The following is a 20,194-nucleotide window of genomic DNA, read 5'->3' as shown; positions in this document are numbered from 1 at the left end:
GCCAGTCGGAATGAAGAGAATAAGCCGCCCATAAGGAAAATGTAAGCCGCTCGTAAAGCCTACCGAACCGCGCTTTGGCAGTCTAGGCGGCGAGAAACGTAGCGGAGGCGACGATGAGTGCGACCTACGAGTCCAGGAGAGTGCGACGGGGCTGCTGCATTTGCACAACGGAGTGCCACTCTACTTGTCTGCTGTGCGCTTGTCGTCGCCTGCGCCAACGCTGCTGATGCCCAATGCTCTGCGCAGGATGTCCTGCGCAATCACTTGGCGCTCAAGGGGGCTCCGCCAGCCCGCGACACCCGGACGTCTTTCAGCTCCGCCGCCGAGGTTCCTTTTTGGAAGAGGATTACTGTCGGGACCTTTAGGGATTTGGCCGCTCTTCGGGGCGCGATGAGTGCACTGGGCTGCGGTGTTGGGAGCTCGGCTGACGAGATTATCGGAAGACCAGCCTTTACCCTCAGCGGGAAGAAAGCCGAGGTCGAGCTTGTTGCCGTGTCGCCAGCCGAACTTGGCTTTGAGGGCAAAACGGCAGCGCTGCGGGACGTCTATGCGCGCGCGCAATTGCTGAGCCTTCTGCTTGCGCCCGCCGAAATCGCACCGCAGCTAAGACTTCAGTATCTGGACCAGCCGATCGGCGAATTCCTTATCCTGGCGATGGAGCCGATCAGGACATGGGCTGGTGAAGCGGTCATCCTAACAGTGGCGAATGGTGGAGCGGGCCTCATTCTGATCGGGCAGGACGGCCAAGACGGTTTGGACCTGCCGGTGAGGTCGCGTTTTGTATTCGCGTTCGCCCTGGTACACCCGGCCTTCCATAGGCAGCGGCATTTGCTCCATAGCCAGAGGTAAAAGCGATTTTGTCGGGCTTTCATTTTCCGCATATCGCAGGGCGAGGAAGCAGATCGGCGCATAATGCGCTTGCAGCCTCGTAGAGAGGAACGAATGTCCGCGAGAATACATGCAGCGCTGATGCTTGGCCTGATTGCGTTGGCGACACCGGTGCTCGCCCGTGATGACGGCTGAAGCCATGGTTCGAGAGCTTGCACAGCGAGTTTGGGCAGTGCTGTACGAATACCGATGGATACATCGTCTTCGACGCCGATTGGGAATCCGACCGTGGCCATTACCGCGTCCGCATCGAAGGTGAGTGGGTCCTGGTTCTTGAGGGCGCCGTCCTAAAGCAACCGAACCGCGCCGGTCCGACTATGGTATGGAAGCACTACATCGATGGCCATCCGCGCGTTCGCTGCTTCCTGCCCGGCAGCATGATCTGAAGACTTGACGCCGGAATTCCATGCAGGCAAGTCGCAGGTGAGGGAATGGCCATGATCATATGCAGCGGGCCACAACCGAACGCTCAAAGTGCGCGTTCATGGGAATTGGATGAGATCAGCACTTCCCGAACGACCGCACGGAACTAGGGGGGTAGGCCCATGATACGACAGGCTCGCGCTATCCTCTCGAGGTGCTCCGGCGTGTAAAGTCTAGCAACCTTGGTAACGAGCGTAGAGACGCGCAGAGCCGGCCTCGCTTCCATCAGGCGTGCACCGATCATTCGGGCTTCCTCGACCCTGCCAGAGATTGCGTGGCATGCCGCCAGAATAAAGTGTGCGTTGAGATAGTTGGGTCGGTGCAGCACAGCCAACTTGGCCCACGATGATCCGTCTTCACATCGATCTGTCAAGAAATGAGCAAACGCTATTCCGGTCTGCATCAGAAAAAGAAACGGATCCATCGGGCTTAAACGCACCCCGGCATGGAACTGCCTGAGCGCCTCCTCGACATTGCCGCGGCGTATGTGTTCCCAGCCGATAGTATACCGTGCAGCAGACAAATTTGGATTGAGCTCATAGGCCTGGAAAACAAAGCTCATGCCCTCGTCAAGCTCATACAGTACCGCGGACATAGCTTGCCCGACCCTCACAAGGACAGTTGGATCTTCCTTATCGAGCTCAATTGCGCGCCTCGCCAGCCGTCGGGTCTCATCGCGTTCCTGATCTGCATCGACCGTCCAGCCGAAGATCTTTCGTTGCACGTAGCAATAAGCGCCCAGCGCGTATGCTGCGGCCAATCCGGGATCGATCTCGACGGCAAGCCGGGTCAGTCTGAGGGCTTCAATGTTTTGTTCGCGAGTGAATTGATAGAAGCTTGAGAGTGCACGAAGATAGTAATCGTAGGCCTGAAGATTTTCGGTTGGCTTGCGTTTTGCGCGCTCTATCTCGGCCCGTTCCAATTGAGGAACGAGTGCGCCAATCACGCTACCCGTCACTTGGTCCTGCAGATCGAAGATATCACTGAGTTGGCTGTCGAAGCGGTCCGCCCAGAGGTGGGCACCCGTCGTGGCCTCGATCAACTGTCCGGAAATGCGAACCCGGTCGCCGGATCTGCGCACGCTGCCTTCGAGCACGTACCGAACGCCTAGCTCGCGCCCGACCTGCCTAATGTCGATAGGCTTGCTCTTATAGCTAAAAGTAGATTGTCGCGCGATGACGAACAGCGATTTGGACCGTGAAAGACCGGTGATGATGTCCTCGACCATGCCATCGGCGAAATACTCCTGCTCTGGATCCGAGCTCAGATTGGTGAATGGGAGAACGGCGAGCGACGGCTTGTCGGGAAGTGTGAGGGCAGTTTTAGCGGTCTCCCTTTGGGATTCGTTTACTGCCATCGTGGGGCTCTGTCGGCTTCCTGCACCGTACCGATAAAGCGATAGCCCTTCCTCGCGAGCGTCTTGATCAAACGCTGGCGCTCCCCGGAATCGCCAATCGCGGATCGAGCTGCATTTAGCCGGGTCGTCAGCGCGGCATCGGACACGCACCGTCCCTTCCAAATGGCGGTGATGAGCTCGTCCTTGCCAACTACGCGCTCGCGGTTGCGGATGAGATAGTCGAGCAGGTCAAAGGTCTGTGGCGCCAGGGCAACGACGTTTGTGTCGCGGGATAGCTCGCGGCGGCCGGAATCTAGTTCATAATTTTCGAAGAGATAGCGCAAGATGCGAAATCCCTGTAGGCGGTCGCCGGTTAGAGGCGGCAACAATTCGGAAGGAAAGAATAAGCTGTCCATAAGGAAAATGTAAGCAGCACGTCAAGCGTGTTGGGCTAAATCTTGGCAGCTTATCTGGGTGGAAACAAGGCACCTAGGATGCTGCAATGAACACGATCTACCAGACAACGGGCTTGGTCCAGACCACCTCAGCGCAGCCGAGCAATGTAGGCGCGTCCAAAAATTGTTGGACGGCCTTTCAGGAATGGCGAAAATGGGAGCGGCTGCGGCGCGATCTTTCCAACCTGAGTGATCGGGAGCTGATGGATATGGGCATTGCGTATTCAGAGATCGATTACGTGACCTCAAACCGAACCACGAACCCGCGAGGTATACGATCGGCCGAATGATGTCGACCGACGGTAGCGAAGGACAGTCCCTCGGAAACAGGCCGACGCGAGCCGCGTCGCGGCCCAGACACCGACTTCCGGTATGGGTCAAAATGCGAAGAACTCAACCTGAGCAAATCTGGTCCGCCATGCCTCGGTGAGCGGACGTCCCGGAGGGCTGCCGCCATTTCCCCGATGGGCCACAAGTTGACGTAGCGTTTCGCTCAGACACCACGAGTCAACCGCAGGTGAGATCAGGAACGTTTTGCTTCGTCGAGAAATGCTTGGACGGCTTCGAAAAGCTTCAGCCGATTTCGCTCCAGGCTTATGGAGTGGGTACCCTCAGCCAATAAGACATAGCGCTTATCGGGTGCGTTGACCAACAGAGGGAACAGGGCTTGCGCCATGTAGGGCGGGGCGTCCTTGTCCCATTTGGCCCCAACCAGCAAAGTGGGCACTGTTATCTTTGAAGGATCGTAGTAAGGCTTGCCGGCCCCAGAAAATTCCATGCCGTCTTGTACGACCCCGTTGGGCGCCCGGACCACCGCTGGCGTCATTTGAGCGCCAACGGGATCCGTCGCGAAGGTTGCATCAGCCCAAGCGTCGAACCATCCAGCCGGAATTAGGGTTGCCTTCTTCGCCTCCGGGACGCCGGTGTACCAACGCTGCTTGGACTGTTCGCGGTTGACCATCCGATAGGCACCGAGGGGACCCGGACCGGTCTGCACCAGCGAGGCTGTCTGTCTGATCCAAATCGACGCATACAAAATCAGCCGCTCCACTTTCCGCGCGTTCTGGGTCGTGTATGTCGCCATAAGCGTGGTGCCCCACGAAAAGCCTAGCAAGTTCAGCCTTGATATGTTGCGCCGCTGTAGGATGAAATCGACCGCCGTACCAATGTCCTTTACGGCGGTGTCACCTCGCACAATGGGTGGATTAGCTTCAGGCTTGTCGGCCATCTCAGGTGGGCGGCTCGATTTGCCGTAACCGCGCAAGTCCAAAAGCCAAACGTCGTATCCGCGCGCGGCCATATACTCCATCCACGAGACACCATCGAGCTTGAGGCCGAACGCGGTTTCTGAGGGATATGTCCCGCCATGAACATACAACACCGTCTGCTCGGGGCGGAATATTGTCATGTTTGCTGGTCGCTTGTTGCGGACGTAGATTTCGATCGCCGGATCGCCCGTTTTCACCATCATCTCGTCTGTGACAAGTGGGGGCGTTTGTGCGATTGCAGCACCAGCGAATGTCGCGAAAATGAGCGCTCTGAGTGCAGCAATTTGAAATCTCAATATCGCCTACTACATTTCGTTAATCAAAATCTTCCGGATGTTAATTGTAATCTCGAATCACCGCCATCAAGAAACGATCAACATTTCGGTGGACCAAGTCGGATCAACAACCGGACTACGTTAGCGGTGTTGACACTCTCTCCCCTCTTTTCCCTTCGTTGTTTCGTTGTGCAGCAATGTGAACAGGTTCACGTTGGGCGCTGACCAAGAGCGCCTAGAATTTGCGGTGCGCCAAAGACATTTTCAGCAGTTATTTAAGAGGAGAAACGGAATGGCCGAAAACAGAGTCAGCGCTCCAGTCATCAATCTTGCTCCAGATTCACTTGCGTTTCCGCTATTCCTTGGCGCGATGGTGGCATGTGGCCTCTATGCGGCTTTCATCGCTACTCCCGACATGCGCGCGGCGGCACAACAGCAACTTGTGGAAAGCATTAACGGATGAGAATCGTTCGTTTTGCGAAAGGTTTGGAATGCGTGTGGGGAGCAACGAATTTGTTGCGTGCAACGAGGGCCTAGCGATTGTTCGGCAAAAACAAGCTGCGCGCGACAGCGCGGCGGCGAACGGCTTTAGCGTTCGCCTGCTGTTTGGTTGTGCTGCGTGACCGGGGCTCCGCATTTGCATATTGAATGGGGCGTGAGGTGTCCCGGTCAAGATGATCTGCTGGGTCAGTAGATCAGCGTGAAGGACAACCACGCCGCGACCGACGCGCAGAGACAAATTCCAAGATAAGGCAATGCAAGGCGCATCGGGCTTTCCCCTCCGAGACGCAATCAAATATGGACCATCATTGTGTCATGCTTGGACGACGACTGCTAGGATCTTGAGTCGCCATCGGCGGTCCGCTAGATACCGAGCAATGGTGCCTCGGTTTACTGTTGCGCTGGCTCGCTGGAGCTGCCGGAGCGGCCCCCGCCGTTACCTCCAAAGCCCCCTGAAGCCGGGGCCGTTCTCGTACTTGGCGAGATCGGCCTCACCGCGGCTTCCTACTCTTTGAACGGCGGTCGCTGCCCAAACTGCGTTCGCTGTCCCGCGGAGGCAGTAGGCTGGGGCTGCGTCGGTGTTTCCGCTCGTTTGCGTTTCGCACGCGACTTTATAGCCAATGCAGCGACGTACGCGGCCGCAAACAAGACTAGCCCAACCACGAGCTCAAGGATCAGAAGCTCCATGCCCACTGGTATGCAATGAAATCGTCAATGGTCTTTTAAGGTGAGCCGAAGGGCAGCTCGACGCCCCCGGGGCAGCCAGATCACGGTTCGGTGAACGAAGTCATTTACTGCCCTCCCGAAGCAGTCCGGAAATGGTCGGAGTTTAAATTCTGCTCGTTTCCGAGCAACGAGTGGATTTCAAATGTTCGCGCCTCAGTTGATTGCAGTGGTGCTTGGCGCCGGCATTCTCTTTTCGCTGTTTTCGGGCGATTTTGGCGCCGACGTGGTTCTCGCCCTCGTCGCTTGCCTCTCATAGCGAGAAGCCCCGCCGGCGCGAACCGGCGGGCCGTTCGTTCGGCTCTTGATGGAAGCGCTTGCTTAGGTTGGCTTGCACTACATACGGGCTCCAGAAACAGACCGGCTGCGATAATAGCATGCAGGATTGAGCTGTGGCGCGTGGCGATTATTCGATCTCCTTCGCCAACTCCATCTTAGAAGATCGATTCTTTCCGTCTCCTGCCGAAGAAATTAATCCTTGGTAACGCTTCGCGGCCGCCCATGGCAGCGCAGCGCTAACGTCTGCAGTGGGTCACAGGCTGCCCTTGGTGATGATCTCCATGTTTCTGCCGGTCAAATCTGCTCGCTTCAATTCCTTCCGGAACGGCGAGTCCTGGGCGTGGGCTGCAAACGAGCAGAGAGAAGCAACAGAATTCCAAGTATGAATCTCATCGTATCCTCCCACTTTGAAAAACTCTGCGGCCTAACAGACGATGCATTAAGCCCGAGAAGGGAGGTACAGCTCAAGGCTGATCGATTTTGCGATGCGCCAAGCTGTGCCCAGGAGCTTAGCCTTCGTGGATGGAACGTTGCCCTTGTGACAGCCGCTAGCCCGCGAAGAGCGGATTAACGTTCGTCATCCGGTGCTTTGGCGTGCAGGAGCCAAAGCGTCTGTGATCAAGTCCGGGGCAGCTACAAGCTTGCTGCATTGCAGGAGTGCCTTCAGAAGCTCGCAACCACTAATGCCCTCCAAGCGCAAAAAGCGGTCTTTCCGCCTTTCGATGCTAACCGCTCGCTGCAAAAAGATCCCAGCGGCCAGGAAGACCCTTCAGTTCGAAGGAGCCACGCTCGGCAAACTTCAGACCAGCACCCGCGACGAGATCGGTGACGACACGAGACACCAGCACCTCGCCGGCCCCGGAATGCGACATCACACGCGCAGCGGCGTGTACCGCAATGCCGCCAATGTCATTGCCCCTGATCTCGATCTCGCCCGTATGCAGTCCGGCGCGAACGGGAAGACCGATCTGTTTCGTCTCCGAACCGATTGCGATCGCGCAACGCACGGCGCGGCCAGGCCCATCGAACGTCGCGACAATACCGTCGCCAGTGCGTTTTCACCAGGTTGCCGCGGTGCTTACCCACCATCTGTTGCACGAGCTGATCGTGGTCCCCAAGCAGCCGGAGCCAACGCTGGTCGCCCATCGCTGCGGCGCTGCGGGTGGAATCGACGATATCGGTGAACAGTACGGTAGCGAGCACACGTTCCAGCTCAACCATTCCGTGATCACGATGGCCTGTGATGAACTCCTCTATATCCCCGAGCATGGTCTCGATATCGCCCAGCCAGAACGCGTGGTCGTCACCCGTCGCGTATTCGATATACTTGCCCCCCGGAATTGCTCGGGCGAGCTTACGTCCGAACGTCGACCGGCACCTGAAGATCAGCTTTGCGATGGAGCACCAACGTGGGTACCTGCAGTGTCGGCAGAATTGCGGTGACATCAATCTGGCGATTAAGCTGCAGGATCGTCCGCAATGCGCCAGGGCTGCTCGCCAGCCGCTCGAACCGTCCGAATTGCGCGACGGCCGAGGGTTTGCCCGCTTCGCTGGGAGCAATCGTCTTGATCAATTGGCCGGCACCCCAGTGCTTCACGAGCTGCTCGATGCGTACTTCCCATGCTTCATCTGAGAACCGATCTGCGGAGCGGCTAAAGCAGCCAATCAGAATGAGATGGGATACTCGCTCGGGATATGTTGCGGCAAACATGATGCTCATGCAACCGCCTTCGGAGAACCCGACCAGGGCAGCACGCCTGGAGCCGATTGCGTCCATGATCGCGCGGAGATCATCCATGCGCACCTCCAGCGACGGTGCACCCACCATCCGATCCGACAGCCCTTGCCCTCTTTTGTCGAACGTCACGACGCGCGCAAAGCTCGCCAAACGACGGACAAAGGAGGTGAAACCGTTTAGTTCATGCACGAATTCGATATGGGAGACAAAGCCCGGCACCAGAATCAAGTCGATTGGTCCCTCGCCCATGACCTGATAGGCGATACTGACATCGCCGCTTTGGGCGTAGCGCGTCTCGGGCAGTTGGAAATCGGTCATCGTGCGAACCCCGGGCCAACCCCATTGTTGCCGCTCGAATCCAATCCGATCAACCCCGCACACGCTTCGCCGACGTCATTTTTGGAACGGCACATTCTGGCTTTTGCGCCAGCTCGACGCTGCGAAAATGCAGGATCTTCGCACCCTAGGAGCACATCTCCGACAGGAATGCGAAGTCCACTCGTCGCAGGGACTTTGCGTCCGGTACGATGCGAGGATCGGCCGAACAGATTCCGTCCACCTCCTTGATGATTTCACGGCGCTCGGCTTTCAGCGCGGCCGCCATCGCAACAGCCGTGGTGTCGCTGCCGCCGCGCCCGAGCGTGGTGATTTCCTGGTCGCCGCGTTCACGCCCTGAATCTTGCCAGCACCACGACGCGTCCGCGACCGAGTTCCTCGCATAACCCAATGGGCCGCACATCCAGAATGCGCGCCGAGCAATGTGAGTCGTCGGTCATTACGCCGGCCTGGCTGCCGGTGAAGCTGATGGCGGGCACGTGATCGGAAAGCGCTCCTCGGGGACATGCTGATGCGCTCACCGGTCGTTAGCAGCATGTCTAGCTCACGGCGATTGGGGGCTGACCTGATGAGCCATCTGGATCAACTGGTTGTGCCCATAGCAGAGACGATCGCCACGGCCCGATGACCACGGCCATCGAGCTCGGCAAGACTGCGGGCAACCGCACGAATTTTCGCCGGCGTTTCAAGACATACACCACCATATTTCTGCACGAGGATGGATGGTTGTGCATCTAACCTCGCTGAGAAGCCTCGCCGACCTCGCTGATCGAACCGACGCCGCAGATCCATGTGCCAATGACTTCGAAGTTCCGAGTAAAGGCCACTAGATCAGCGCGGTAGCCGAGCGCGATCCGTCCAAGTTCGGACTCGAGGCCAAGAAACGCCGCCGGCGTACGGGAGGCCATGATGAGGGCATCCACAAGGGATATTCCGAGCAGCGCAACGGCATTGCGCACCGCCTCGATCATGGTGAGGTGAGCGCCCGCGAGTGTACCATTGGGGCCCGTCAGGCGGTTGTCGTGCAAGGTGATTTGCCTCCCTTGCAGCATGAATTGCCGATCTTTCGTGCCCGCCAGCGGCATGGCGTCCGTGACCAGCATCAATCGATCGCGCCCCTTGCAGCGGAACGCAATACGCAAACCGGCGGGGTCGACGTGGATGCCGTCGCAGATGATCCCTGCAAACAGCCTGTCATCTCCAAGCGCGGCGCCGACCAGGCCCGGCTCCCGTGCCGATAGCTGTGACATGGCATTGAACAGATGGGTCACGGCCGATACGCCACGATCGACCGCCTGCCCGATCTGGGCTGCGGTAGCGTCGCTGTGGCCGGCAGCGATCCGTAATCCGGCGCCGATCAATTCATCAATCATGGAGGCGGGCACGCATTCCGGGGCCAGCGTCACCAAGGAGCGGCCTCGGTTCGCAAAGCTTTTGATGGCGGTGAGGTCGCGGCCGTTGGGCACGCGTATCTCGGCTTCTGGATGAATGCCCTTGCGGGACTTGTTGATGGCCGGTCCTTCCAGATGAAAGCCGAGCACGCCGGGAATTTTGAGGCACACCTCGGCTGCTGCAGCCAATCGCTCAATGACCTGGCTACGATCGGTGATGAGGGTCGGCAAGCATCCCGTGGTCCCCGCCTTACGGTGCGCTGCGACGATGCGGCAGACGCCGGCCTCGGTTGGCTGGTCGTTGAGAAGAACGCCCCCGCCTCCGTTCACCTGAACGTCGACAAATCCGGGTGCAAGGATCGCATTTGGGGGAAGCTGGACCGAAGCACCACGTCCCGAGTCGCCGAAGGCGATGCTCTTAATGTGGCCTTTCCAAATTCTGATGGTTCCCCGCCCGCGCATGGCGACACCGTCAAAGATTTGCGGCGCTGCAATCGTAAGAGCGGTGGAAGAGGAGCAGTCGTCCATCGGTATTCATCCGAGAGTGGCAGTCACAGACCTGTGAGACGAGTGCCATAACTCGCACGTGCCCAATTACGCATGGGACCCCGGCCCAAGCCCTCGCGTTAACATGGGATGGGAACAAAAGGTACCACGTATCTCGGCATTGATGGCGGCGGAACTCGCTGCCGTGCACGCATCGAGGATGAAAACGGCAGGCTGCTTGGCGAAGCAAGCTCGGGACCTGCGACGACGCGGATTGGCGTCGACAAGGCTTGGCGCTCCATCATGGAGGCAACCGAAGCGGCCGCCAGACAGGCTGGACTCGCGCACGAGGATTTTGCGCAGATGCGCGCCGGAATTGGGCTCGCGGGGCTTGGCCGCCGAGGCGCGGAAGCGGCGCTCAAGGAGATCGCACATCCTTTTGCGTCCGTTATCTTCATCAGCGACGGCATGACTGCCTGTCTGGGTGCCCACAGCGGCGCGGACGGAGCGATCGTCGTGGCCGGCACGGGCTCGGTTGGCGTCGGCCTGATCGGCGGCTGCGAGATCCGCATTGCCGGTTACGGATTTCCAGTCTCGGACGAAGGCAGCGGCGCCGACATCGGCCTACAGGTCGTGCGGTCGGCGCTACGGGCCGCGGATCGCCGGGGCGAGTTGACTCCATTGCTTGCAGAGGTGCTGGGCGCATTTGATCATGATCCTTATCAAGCGGTCGCCTGGTCTGAAGAAGCCCGGGCCACCGACTATGCCGCGTTCGCGCCGACAGTGATGCGGCACGCCAATCAGGGCGATCCGGTCGGCCGTCGCATTGTCGAACGGGCGGCCGATGCCATTGGCGATCTGCTCGATCTGTTCCTGGCGAGAGGAATTGACCGGCTCGCGCTGGTGGGTGGGCTCGCAGATGCCATTACGCCTTGGCTGACGCCCGATCTATGCGCCCGGCTGAAGCGCCCTGATGCCGACGCCGCCGCGGGCGCCCTTCTAGTGGCGCGGGGGCGGCTGGACGTACCCAAAGGAGAAACTGACCACAAACAGGTCTCAAAGTTCCGCGGCTAAGGACACAGGGATCAACTCTATGGCAACCGAAGAAGTCGACCCCCGCTTTGCTGATCTCGACGCATGGTCGTTGACGTCAGCGATGGAAGCCATGTGGGAGGGCCAACTTGCGGCAGTTGCGGCGATTGGCCATGCCCTTCCCGCGATCACCGCGGCGACCGAAGCGGCCAAGGCGGCGCTCGGCGATCATGGACGCATCGTGTATGTCGGGGCCGGCACCTCCGGCCGCGTGGCGGTGCAGGACGGCGCCGAGTTGACGCCGACCTTCGCCTGGCCCAATGAGCGCGTCTGCTTTATCGTCGCTGGCGGAGACAGCGCATTCGTCACGAGCATCGAGGGCGCGGAGGACGACGTCGATGATGCAGTCGCGCAGATCAACGCCGCGCGGCTCACATCGCACGACGTGGTGATCGCGGTTGCCGCCAGCGGAACGACCCCCTTCACGGTGGCGGCGCTGCAGCAGGCTGGCTCTTTCGGTGCGGTGACGATCGGGGTCGCGAACAATCGCGGCACCGCACTGCTGGCATCTGCAAAATTTCCGATCCTCATCGAGACCGGCCGCGAGCTGATCGCCGGCTCGACGCGGATGAAGGCGGGCACCGCGCAGAAGGTCGTGCTCAACCTGATCTCCTCAGGGATCATGTTGCGCCTTGGCCGGGTGTATCGCAGCATGATGGTGAACATGCCGCCAAGCAATGCGAAGCTGAAGCGGCGGGCGGAGGCCATGGTGGTGCAAATCGCGCACTGCGATCCATCACAGGCGGCACGCTCGCTCGAGCAGGCCGAGGGAGACATCAAGACGGCAGCCCTTCTGGCGTTGGGTGTCAACAGGGCCGATGCACAGACGGTTCTGAATAATTGTAACGGCAACCTTCGGCGCGTGTTTGACGAGCTCGCCGAGAATCGCGACTCGAATCGCGACCGCCATTCCAAGGAGGTGACTGCACGCAACCCAGACGGAGCGGTTGAGCCGTGACATCATCGGCTATGGCGAGCGAAGTCGGGGAAAGCCCGGATGTTGTTGCCAACATCCTTCGCAGCCGCCCCGCCACACGCGACATCGCACAGCGAGTTGGGATCGGCTCGGCGCCCCTGTGCGTCATATGCGGGCGGGGAAGCTCCGGGCATGCCGGAGTCTACTTGAGGTACCTTGTCGAGACGCGGCTTCGCCTTCCCGTGTCAGCCAGCGCTCCCTCGGTGATCACGGCATTTCGCACGCCCCTGATGCTGCGCCATGCGCTGTTCATCGTGATCTCGCAATCCGGGCGCAGCCCGGATCTTGTCGCAGCGACCAGGTCCGCCCGGGCCGCGGGCGCGCGCACCGTCGCCATTGTCAATGTGACGTCCTCGCCGGTGGCTGACGAAGCCGAGTTCGTCGTTCCGATCGACGCCGGCCAAGAGCACTCTGTGGCGGCGACCAAGTCTGTGATCGGCTCGATGGCCGTTGGTGCCGCACTCGTGGCCGAGCTGGCGGAAGATCATGCGCTGCGGTCCGCGCTCGACAGGTTGCCCGAGCGCCTACATCGCGCGCTCGCGCTCGACTGGTCCGAGATTGCCGACGACTTCGCCAAGGCATCAGCGGTGTTCGTGGCAGCTCGGGGCCTGGGCCTGGGCTCGGCGCGAGAGATCGCGCTCAAGCTTTCGGAAATCCTGCGCCTGCCTTCCATTGGACTGAGCGCCGCTGAGTTGCAGCATGGGCCACGCGCCGCGCTATCATCGCGCACGCCGGTTCTCATGATGCGCCTCATGGATGAAACGGCGGCCACCGTGGACGCGCTGGCAGAGGAATTGCGCGAGCAAAAGATCTCGCTGCATCTCTGCGGTGGGCCGCGTGGCTCGCTGCCCTGGTTGACCGAGGATGACGCCGCCACCGATCCGATCACCATGCTTGTTCCGGCCTATCGGATGATCGAGCAGGCGGCGCACGCCTGCGGATTCGACCCGGATCGCCCCCCTCGCCTGAGCAAGATTACCGAGACGTTTTGACGGCAGAAACTCTCGCTTGCGGAAATTGCCAAGATGTCCGGCTTCGGCAACCAGAGCGACTGCCCACGCAGGCTGCGGACCAACGTGGAAGACGACCCACATGTAATAAGCACGCATCCCACAGGGCGGCGGAGTATCCAATCACCTCCGAACTCTCCGCTCACCACCATCCGCCCGAAAATGGGACTGTCGCGCTGCCAACCACACCTTTGCTCCAACCGACGCCTGCGCGAACAAGCAAACGCTTGTCTGCCGCAATGTACTCCAAGATTTTGCAAAATTCGGCATTCAAGCCTTCGGCCGTCATGCGCGCGGCGTGACTGAGAAGGTCGGCGAAGCTCGTGCGTTGCAGAGCCAAGACCACCCGAGTTCGGCGAGCAGCTCCTGCTGCCGAATACGTAATCGGAGCGCACTTCCGGTCAAATCCTCAGGTTCGTTGCCTGGCTTTCCCTCAACTACGGGTTCGGCTGGGTCAGGTGTCGGGCTCATTCTCCCCGATAGCACAACAGGGATCAAAGCTCTCCGGAACTTTGCTCATCTTTGCTCGGACATCCCCAGACCGCCTCGATGTCGGTTTGGGGTCAAAATGCGAAGAACTCAACGTGAGCAAATCTGGTCCGCCATGCCTCACTCAGCGGACCTCACCCGGTGCGCTGCTACTTCGCCGATGGACCACAAGCGGGAATGCCACTGAGTAGCTCCTTGCTCAAGCCTCATCGCGCAATGAACGGGTGAAGTTCACTCCCCTCAGGGCAGCTAGCTACAGCAGCCCTTGCCGTTCTCTTGAACCGGCGGACAGGGAACGGTGCCGAAGGAACAGAACACGCAGCAGTCGCCGGGGAGCGGCCTCAGGCGCTCGCCGCAGCCTCTGCAGTCGTAGAAGAATTGGCAAGCGTCGGTCGGCATAATTTCGGCAGCAGCGTGACCGCACTTGGGACACGTGATTGTGGAGTTCAGGATCATTTACCTTCAAGCGCGTGGCAGGCACCGAGCAAGGAATTGCAGGCGAGCCTTCTTCTGATCGGCCGCCAGTTTTATCTTCTCTCTCAAAACGAGGATTTCGGAATTTTCTTTTTGGATCTCTGTGGGGATGCGAAGTGCTTCAAGCTGCTGGGCGGTCAGTTTTAATATCGCGGCATATGCGTACTCTGGATGTGGTGCATTGGATCGCTCTCTTCGTCGAGTCAGCGCTTGGAGAGGTTTTAGGAGGAAGCCCACCATTGGTCGGGGAATGGCTCCAGCAAAGTCCAATCGACTTGGTTGTCGTTGTCAGGGGGGCTGATAGCTCCTGCATTCCCGTTTAGTGGCGCGTGGCGACGGAGGCGAACAGACAAACCGCCCCGTTCACGACGTCGAACGCGGCGCGACGGTGGATGTGCCAAGCGTAATGGAGGCACACCGCGGGCGCTTCGCTCAGCTTCTTGCACCAGATCTCGAAGATCTTCCAATTCTGAGAGCTGAGAGGTGAGTTCGCTAAGTCGTTCGGCGTAAAGGATTGCGCGAGAGCCTCGCATAATGTCCTCCCCAACACAAAAAAAGCACTATCAGGATGGCGTCAGAGCAAATAGGCGCGAGTAGTAAAAGTAGAAGACTACCATCGGTATAGCGGATTTCAATACGTCAGGCTCACTGCCTCATGGTGTCGCTGTTTCAGTGCGGTCCATGACCGTTGGACAGCAAGGATCGAGCGATAAACTTGCATCATGCCCTCGTGAGGTCTGCAGTTATCCAGACAGCAAAAGGACCCGAGTTTCAGGGCGGTGAAGCTGGGGCTGTTAGCTGCTTGGCGAAGCAGCTGCCCCCTTGGGGAGGGGCGCGAGGAAATCTCGCTACTCCCTCAGGGGCAGCTCGATGCGCTGGAGTCCCGCTTTGGGTCAGAGGACTAAACCGCTCGCGCGGTAGAACGCCGCGGCTGGCGACACGGCGAAGCAATAGGCGACAGCTCATCGTGACGAGCGGGGCAATTGGTGCGTAGCTGGCGACGATCCGATGATCGAGAACGTGCTGATCTGGAAGTTCGTGGCGGAGCACCAACCATTGCACAAGAGCCAACTCGAATCCTCGATCGCGATTGTGTTTAACGTCGCGCTAGTTGGACCCCGTCCAGGCATCTCGACGTAAGCAGACTTACAAATGCGGTGATGCTCTTGACGAGCAGCTCGAGACAGTTTCGGCTCTGATAGCTCCGGGGGCTTTCCAGCCGCCAGAGATCAGTTTGCCTCATGGCCTTCAAATATCGAGGAACTCACGTTTAGATTGTGTGGTGTGGTATTTTTGCTATAGCCAAGCCATTGAAAGTACAGGTGCCGCCAAACATTAAATCCCCATAGGCAATCGTCCTGATCGTCTGAAGGTTGTTTGACGCGACTAGCTCGATCACGCGGCATCGTCCTACGTCCCCCCAGCGCGGTTTCCTCCTTTGGAGGCTTTCGGACGCCAGCCCCCCTGTGCGCGGCAACACCGTCATGGGGCCGGCATCCGAAACCCTTCACAGGAGCGGCCAATTTCCACTGCACTGGTCGGCTTCCGCTTTCACATCGAGAGCGGAAGAGATGCTGAGTCTCCTAGATTTTGTTCTCGGACTCCTCACGGCGGATATCCTCTGGAATTTCCCGCAGAAAGCTCTGCCCCTTCTGCAGCCGGCGTCCGAGCGCTTCGACGAATCCCTCGAAACGCTCCCGACCCTTCACTTGCGCCGCAGCCTGGGCTTCGTTGGGCAGGGGTGGCGTGATCGTCAGCCAGAAGCGGATGAACAGGGCGAGGGTCTCTGCCGTCAGACCGACGTCACGCTCCAGCCGCTGCATCTGACGCGATAGCCGGTCCAGGCGACGGGTAAACGCCGCCTCCCTTTTGTCCGCTCCGTCCGGTGACAGAAATGAAACAACAGCCGCTTCCACGATCGCAGACCGGGAAAGCTTCTTGCGATCGGCGAGGTCCGAGATCTGTCTCAGAAGCTCTGGCGGAAAATACACGTTCATCCGGTCGCGCATATTTGCCTCACAGGTCCATGCCGTCATTTGGGTCCATGACGACCTGACGGGTGATGCCGCGCATCTGCTGACGGATAAGTCGAGACTGGCGAACCGCGTCCTCGTCGTCGTCAAGCACGACGGCAAACTCTTCTGCCGGCCTCGGCTCGGTCGTCTCCTTGACAATCGCGACGTGATCGGGGAGTTCGGGCTCGCGACGGAGGCCGCTGTTCGCTGTGTCTTCCTGGACCTCCGCGGCGTTGTCACTTGGTCCCCCCGGCGGCTTTGGCATTCCGAGCGCTGACCATCCATCGGTTCGCGAAGACCGGCTCGCGGCCGCAGGATCAGGCGGCGGCAGAACCCGCTCGGTGAACCGCCGATCCTCGTAGTAGCGGACCTTCCTGGCCCGGATCGGCGCCGTCCCTGCCACCATGACGATCTCGTCCATCGGCGGAAGCTGCATGACCTCGCCGGGGGTCAGCAGCGGCCTTGGAGTCTCCTGACGGGAGACCATCAGGTGCCCGAGCCACGGGTTTAGCCTGTGTCCGGCATAATTCTTCATCGCCCGCATTTCGGTCGCGGTGCCGAGTGCGTCCGAGACGCGCTTGGCAGTCCGCTCGTCATTGGTCGCGAAGCTGACACGGACGTGGCAGTTGTCGAGGATCGCATTGTTAGGCCCATAGGCCTTCTCGATCTGATTGAGTGATTGCGCGATCAAGAAACTCTTGATGCCGTATCCCGCCATGAAGGCGAGCGCGGACTCGAAGAAATCAAGCCGCCCAAGTGCTGGGAACTCGTCGAGCATCATCAGGACGCGATGGCGGCGGTCGCGAGCGTGCAAGTCCTCGGTCAAGCGCCGGCCAATCTGGTTCAGCACCAGACGGATTAGCGGCTTGGTCCGCGAGATATCGGAAGGCGGCACCACGAGATAAAGCGTCGTCGGGCTGACGTCGGCGATCAGATCAGCAATCCGCCAGTCGCAACGTCGGGTCACCTGGGCCACGACAGGATCCCGGTAAAGGCCAAGGAACGACGTCGCCGTAGAAAGGACGCCGGAGCGTTCATTCTCGGATTTGTTGAGGAGTTCGCGCGCCGTCGAGGCCACCACGGGATGAGCCCCCAGTTCGCCAAGGTGCGGCGTGGTCATCATCGCCTTCAAGGTCGTCTCGATCGGCCGCTTCGGGTCGGACAGGAAGGCGGCCACGCCGGCCAAGGTCTTGTCCGCCTCGGCATAGAGGACGTGGAGAATGGCGCCGACGAGGAGCGAATGACTGGTCTTCTCCCAATGGTTCCGCTTGTCGAGCGAGCCTTCGGGGTCGACCAGGACATCGGCGACGTTCTGGACGTCGCGAACCTCCCATTCCCCGCGCCGGACCTCGAGCAGCGGATTGTAGGCCGAAGATTTTGGGTTAGTCGGGTCGAACAACAGGACCCGGCCATGCCGTGAGCGAAAGCCGGCGGTCAGTTGCCAGTTCTCGCCCTTGATGTCGTGAACGATGGCCGAGCCGGGCCAAGCCAACAGGGAGGGAACGACAAGACCGACGCCTTTGCCGGACCGAGTGGGCGCGAAGCACAACACGTGCTCCGGTCCGTCGTGGCGGAGGTAGTCGCGATCGAGCTTGCCGAGCACCACACCATCCGGACCGAGAAGCCCGGCCGCTCGAACCTCTTCCGCATCGGCCCAGCGCGCCGAACCATAGGTCTCGACATTCTTGGCTTCACGCGCGCGCCAGACCGACATGCCGATCGCCACCGCAATCGAAATGAATGTCCCCGACGCCGCGATGAAGGCGCCCTCAACAAAGACCTGAGGCGCATAGGCGTCGTAGACGAACCACCACCAGAAGAAGACCGGCGGGTAATAGATCTTGAAGCCTGACAGTTCGAACCAGGGTCGCCCGAGTTCGGGCTGCCAGGCGAGCCGCCAAGCCGTCCACTCAGTCGCGCCCCAATTGGCCAACAGGACGATCAGGCCGACAACGACCACCTGCCCCCAAAGTATCTTGGTTCCAGACATTCCGAACGCCCTTTCCGCAACCGAATTGGCGAGATTGCTAGAGGCCGAGGTCGCGCTTGCGACCAAAGCTCCATTCGATACCGCCGCCGTCCTTCACCACGCCGGTGACGTGTTGGCCGAGCCTCTTCTCGAGCTCGCGCGACCAAGGCACGAGTTGGAAACCCAGCCCGTTATCGATCATGGCGAAGCGCCCCGAGGAGAGCGTCAGACGCTGGCGATACGTACCTGCCACATGCTCCCCGGAGGCCGCTTTCACGTAAGGCAGGCCGGTGTCGGCCGAGACTTTTGCGGCCACCTCGTCCAGTTCACGTCGGCGCAACGTGTCCAGAAGGTCGCGCTGCAAGATGATGCGTTGGCCCTGCCGCCGAGCCAGACCCTCCTGAACCAGATGCTCGATACGGGCTTCCATGGCGTCGCGGATTTCGCGACCGAATCCGCCCATGGCGAGCGGCTTGGGATCGCGTTCGACGAGCCTGTGGTCGAGCCAGGTCGCTCCTTTAGCCGTGACCTGCCCACCGAGATCGAGATCGGAACGGGTTGCGAGCACCACGGTCGGCCGCGGATCGCCGACGCAGCCCAAGCGTCGGACTTCGACGATTCCGCCGATCGGCGGTGCGTGTTCGAAAGCCTCGATGCCTCGCACGCGGACGTGGTGCGCGCGCCCATCAGTTCCATCGATCAGCGCGTAAGCCTCACCCGTCAGCTCATCGTGCAATCCCCGATCGACTAGCCGTCCAATGATCTGGGACGAAGGCTGTCCACCTTCGATGACAAAGTCGGCAACGCCGCGCGCTTCTCCACGCTCCGTAAAGGCGCGGTGCATGGTCTTGATGATGTCGCCGCGCATGCCGAGGTCGCGCAAGCTGCGCTCAGCCTCGAGCCCGACCATCCACTCTCCGGGTGCGGCGGATGCAGCAAGGCCCATCTTCTCCAGATGTTGAAGCCGACCGACCATCAGGCGCCGGATCTCGGGATCGGACTTGCCGGGATTCTCGAGGCGAAGATCGATTGTGCCGGTCTCATCCGCCGCCAACCGGATCTCCCGATCGAGCCGCGTCCAACGTTCCGCCGTGACCTCCATTTCCAGCGAATTGCGGATCTCGTGCTCCGGTTTGGGGCCCAGTTCGATCGCGACCAGTTCCTCGGCGCGCGAGCGCAGGCCTTGGCTGATGTAGTCGCGTGAGATCACGAGATCGGCTCCATCCTGATCCACTCCCCGGATGAGAAGATGAACGTGAGGGTTGTCGGTATTCCAGTGATCAACGGCCACCCAATCAAGCCGCGTACCGAGATCGGTCTCCATCTGCCTGGCGAGATCGCGGGTGAAGGCCTTCAGGTCGGTCAGGTCGCCGGCGTCTTCCGGCGAGACGATGAACCTGAAATGATGGCGGTCGTCCTTGCACCGTTCTGCAAAGGCCGCGCTATCGGCGCAGTCGCAGCCCTCATCAAACATCTCGGCCCGCTCGTCGCTTCGCGTCACGCCGTCGCGCTTCAGATACGAGAGGTGGGCGGTTAGTGGTGCAGAACGGAAGGCTCGCCCCTTGTGCCGAACCACCCGCGCCTTCATCACGACGCGCCGCGCCGGGCTGAACAATCTGGCGCGGCTGAAACCGAGTCTACCGCGGCCAAAGGTCGAGCGCCCGTAGACCGCAGAGCGCCTGCCAACCGCAGACTGGCTCGATGTGTGCCCGGCTTTGTTCGCCGCGCGCAGCACCTTGTTGATGAAGCTCTTCGGCTTTGGCGCGCGGGTGCTGCGGATGCGCCCAGGCCGGATACGCAGTTCGCTGTCACCTGCTGTCATCCTTAGCGCTCCCCACGATCAAAAGCGCACACAGTGCCGAAAAGGCCTTTGATTGCATTCGTCAAAATGCAAGGTGCGGCACGCGCCCCGACCGACCGGCACGCCAGAACCCAAGCCATGCCAATGGCTTGCGGTTCGACCGGCGAGCCCCTTTTATCTCGCCGTCCTGCTGTCGTGGTCTCCCGGTCGCCGGTTCCCGAAAGAGTCGCCGCGACCTGGCAGGCAGCTCGTGCAGCCCCCACTGCTTC

At 60.2% G+C, this 20,194-nt stretch carries 15 protein-coding genes and 2 pseudogenes; 7 read left to right on the top strand and 10 right to left on the bottom strand.

Features of this window, described 5'->3' with window-relative positions:
• Positions 1 to 390 precede the first annotated feature (390 nt).
• Positions 391 to 849, top strand: coding sequence for a hypothetical protein (locus RX329_RS14200; protein WP_317246004.1), 459 nt, complete (start codon positions 391 to 393; stop codon positions 847 to 849).
• A gap of 93 nt (positions 850 to 942) precedes the next feature.
• Positions 943 to 1,274 (top strand): annotated as a pseudogene (locus RX329_RS14195) (hypothetical protein).
• A gap of 143 nt (positions 1,275 to 1,417) precedes the next feature.
• Here the strand turns inward: RX329_RS14195 and RX329_RS14190 are convergent.
• Positions 1,418 to 2,991, bottom strand: a pseudogene (locus RX329_RS14190) (winged helix-turn-helix domain-containing tetratricopeptide repeat protein).
• Positions 2,992 to 3,149: 158 nt separating this feature from the next.
• Between RX329_RS14190 and RX329_RS14180 the strand changes: the two are divergent.
• Positions 3,150 to 3,392: a DUF1127 domain-containing protein gene (locus RX329_RS14180; RefSeq protein WP_317246001.1), complete on the top strand. Its 243-nt coding sequence runs from the start codon at positions 3,150 to 3,152 to the stop codon at positions 3,390 to 3,392.
• A gap of 233 nt (positions 3,393 to 3,625) precedes the next feature.
• Here the strand turns inward: RX329_RS14180 and RX329_RS14175 are convergent, their stop codons facing one another.
• The gene (locus tag RX329_RS14175) at positions 3,626 to 4,573 is read right to left on the bottom strand and encodes an alpha/beta hydrolase (RefSeq protein ID WP_317246000.1); all 948 of its coding nucleotides are present in this window, start codon (positions 4,571 to 4,573) and stop codon (positions 3,626 to 3,628) included.
• Between the two features lie 364 nt (positions 4,574 to 4,937).
• Here RX329_RS14175 and RX329_RS14170 point away from each other — a divergent pair, with 364 nt between their 5' ends.
• Positions 4,938 to 5,108: a hypothetical protein gene (locus tag RX329_RS14170; protein WP_317245999.1), complete on the top strand. Its 171-nt coding sequence runs from the start codon at positions 4,938 to 4,940 to the stop codon at positions 5,106 to 5,108.
• 1,765 nt (positions 5,109 to 6,873) lie between these two features.
• Here the strand turns inward: RX329_RS14170 and RX329_RS14165 are convergent.
• From RX329_RS14165 to nagA, 4 genes are all read right to left on the bottom strand, one after another.
• Positions 6,874 to 7,155 (bottom strand): adenylate/guanylate cyclase domain-containing protein, encoded by a 282-nt coding sequence (locus RX329_RS14165; RefSeq protein ID WP_317245998.1) that lies wholly within the window; start codon positions 7,153 to 7,155, stop codon positions 6,874 to 6,876.
• Positions 7,156 to 7,502: 347 nt separating this feature from the next.
• Positions 7,503 to 8,204 (bottom strand): alpha/beta hydrolase, encoded by a 702-nt coding sequence (locus RX329_RS14160; protein ID WP_317245997.1) that lies wholly within the window; start codon positions 8,202 to 8,204, stop codon positions 7,503 to 7,505.
• Between the two features lie 145 nt (positions 8,205 to 8,349).
• Positions 8,350 to 8,613, bottom strand: a complete 264-nt coding sequence (locus RX329_RS14155) for a hypothetical protein (protein ID WP_317245996.1) — start codon at positions 8,611 to 8,613, stop codon at positions 8,350 to 8,352.
• A 343-nt stretch (positions 8,614 to 8,956) separates the two neighbouring features.
• Positions 8,957 to 10,141 (bottom strand): N-acetylglucosamine-6-phosphate deacetylase, encoded by a 1,185-nt coding sequence (gene nagA / locus RX329_RS14150; RefSeq protein ID WP_085394009.1) that lies wholly within the window; start codon positions 10,139 to 10,141, stop codon positions 8,957 to 8,959.
• A 108-nt stretch (positions 10,142 to 10,249) separates the two neighbouring features.
• On the opposite strand from nagA, the gene RX329_RS14145 reads away from it, so the two are divergent.
• Genes RX329_RS14145 through RX329_RS14135 form a run of 3 tightly spaced genes read left to right on the top strand, consistent with a single transcriptional unit; the run spans position 10,250 to position 13,159 of the window.
• Positions 10,250 to 11,173, top strand: a complete 924-nt coding sequence (locus RX329_RS14145) for a BadF/BadG/BcrA/BcrD ATPase family protein (RefSeq protein WP_317245995.1) — start codon at positions 10,250 to 10,252, stop codon at positions 11,171 to 11,173.
• 19 nt (positions 11,174 to 11,192) lie between these two features.
• Positions 11,193 to 12,149 carry an N-acetylmuramic acid 6-phosphate etherase gene (locus RX329_RS14140; protein WP_317245994.1) on the top strand — a complete coding sequence of 319 codons (957 nt, stop codon included), beginning with the start codon at positions 11,193 to 11,195 and terminating at the stop codon, positions 12,147 to 12,149.
• Between the two features lie 11 nt (positions 12,150 to 12,160).
• Entirely contained in the window at positions 12,161 to 13,159 is a 999-nt protein-coding gene (locus tag RX329_RS14135) for an SIS domain-containing protein (RefSeq protein ID WP_317245993.1), read from the top strand.
• A 756-nt stretch (positions 13,160 to 13,915) separates the two neighbouring features.
• Here RX329_RS14135 and RX329_RS14130 read toward each other — a convergent pair.
• The 4 genes from RX329_RS14130 to RX329_RS14115 all read right to left on the bottom strand — a co-directional run bounded on the left by RX329_RS14130 (position 13,916) and on the right by RX329_RS14115 (position 19,946).
• The gene (locus RX329_RS14130; protein ID WP_317245992.1) at positions 13,916 to 14,122 is read right to left on the bottom strand and encodes a GDCCVxC domain-containing (seleno)protein; all 207 of its coding nucleotides are present in this window, start codon (positions 14,120 to 14,122) and stop codon (positions 13,916 to 13,918) included.
• Positions 14,123 to 15,723: 1,601 nt separating this feature from the next.
• Entirely contained in the window at positions 15,724 to 16,149 is a 426-nt protein-coding gene (locus RX329_RS14125) for a CopG family transcriptional regulator (RefSeq protein WP_317245991.1), read from the bottom strand.
• Positions 16,150 to 16,156: 7 nt separating this feature from the next.
• On the bottom strand, positions 16,157 to 18,145 hold the full coding sequence (locus tag RX329_RS14120; RefSeq protein ID WP_317245990.1) for a conjugal transfer protein TraG: 1,989 nt from the start codon (positions 18,143 to 18,145) through the stop codon (positions 16,157 to 16,159).
• Positions 18,146 to 18,182: 37 nt separating this feature from the next.
• Complete coding sequence (locus RX329_RS14115) at positions 18,183 to 19,946, bottom strand: relaxase/mobilization nuclease domain-containing protein (protein WP_317245989.1); 1,764 nt, start codon at positions 19,944 to 19,946, stop codon at positions 18,183 to 18,185.
• Between the last annotated feature and the right edge of the window lie 248 nt (positions 19,947 to 20,194).

Source organism: Bradyrhizobium sp. BWC-3-1, from assembly GCF_032917965.1.
GTDB classification, from domain to species: domain Bacteria; phylum Pseudomonadota; class Alphaproteobacteria; order Rhizobiales; family Xanthobacteraceae; genus Bradyrhizobium; species Bradyrhizobium canariense_D.
The sequence above is the reverse complement of the archived record's forward strand: the minus strand, read 5'-3'. Positions and strand labels throughout refer to the sequence as shown.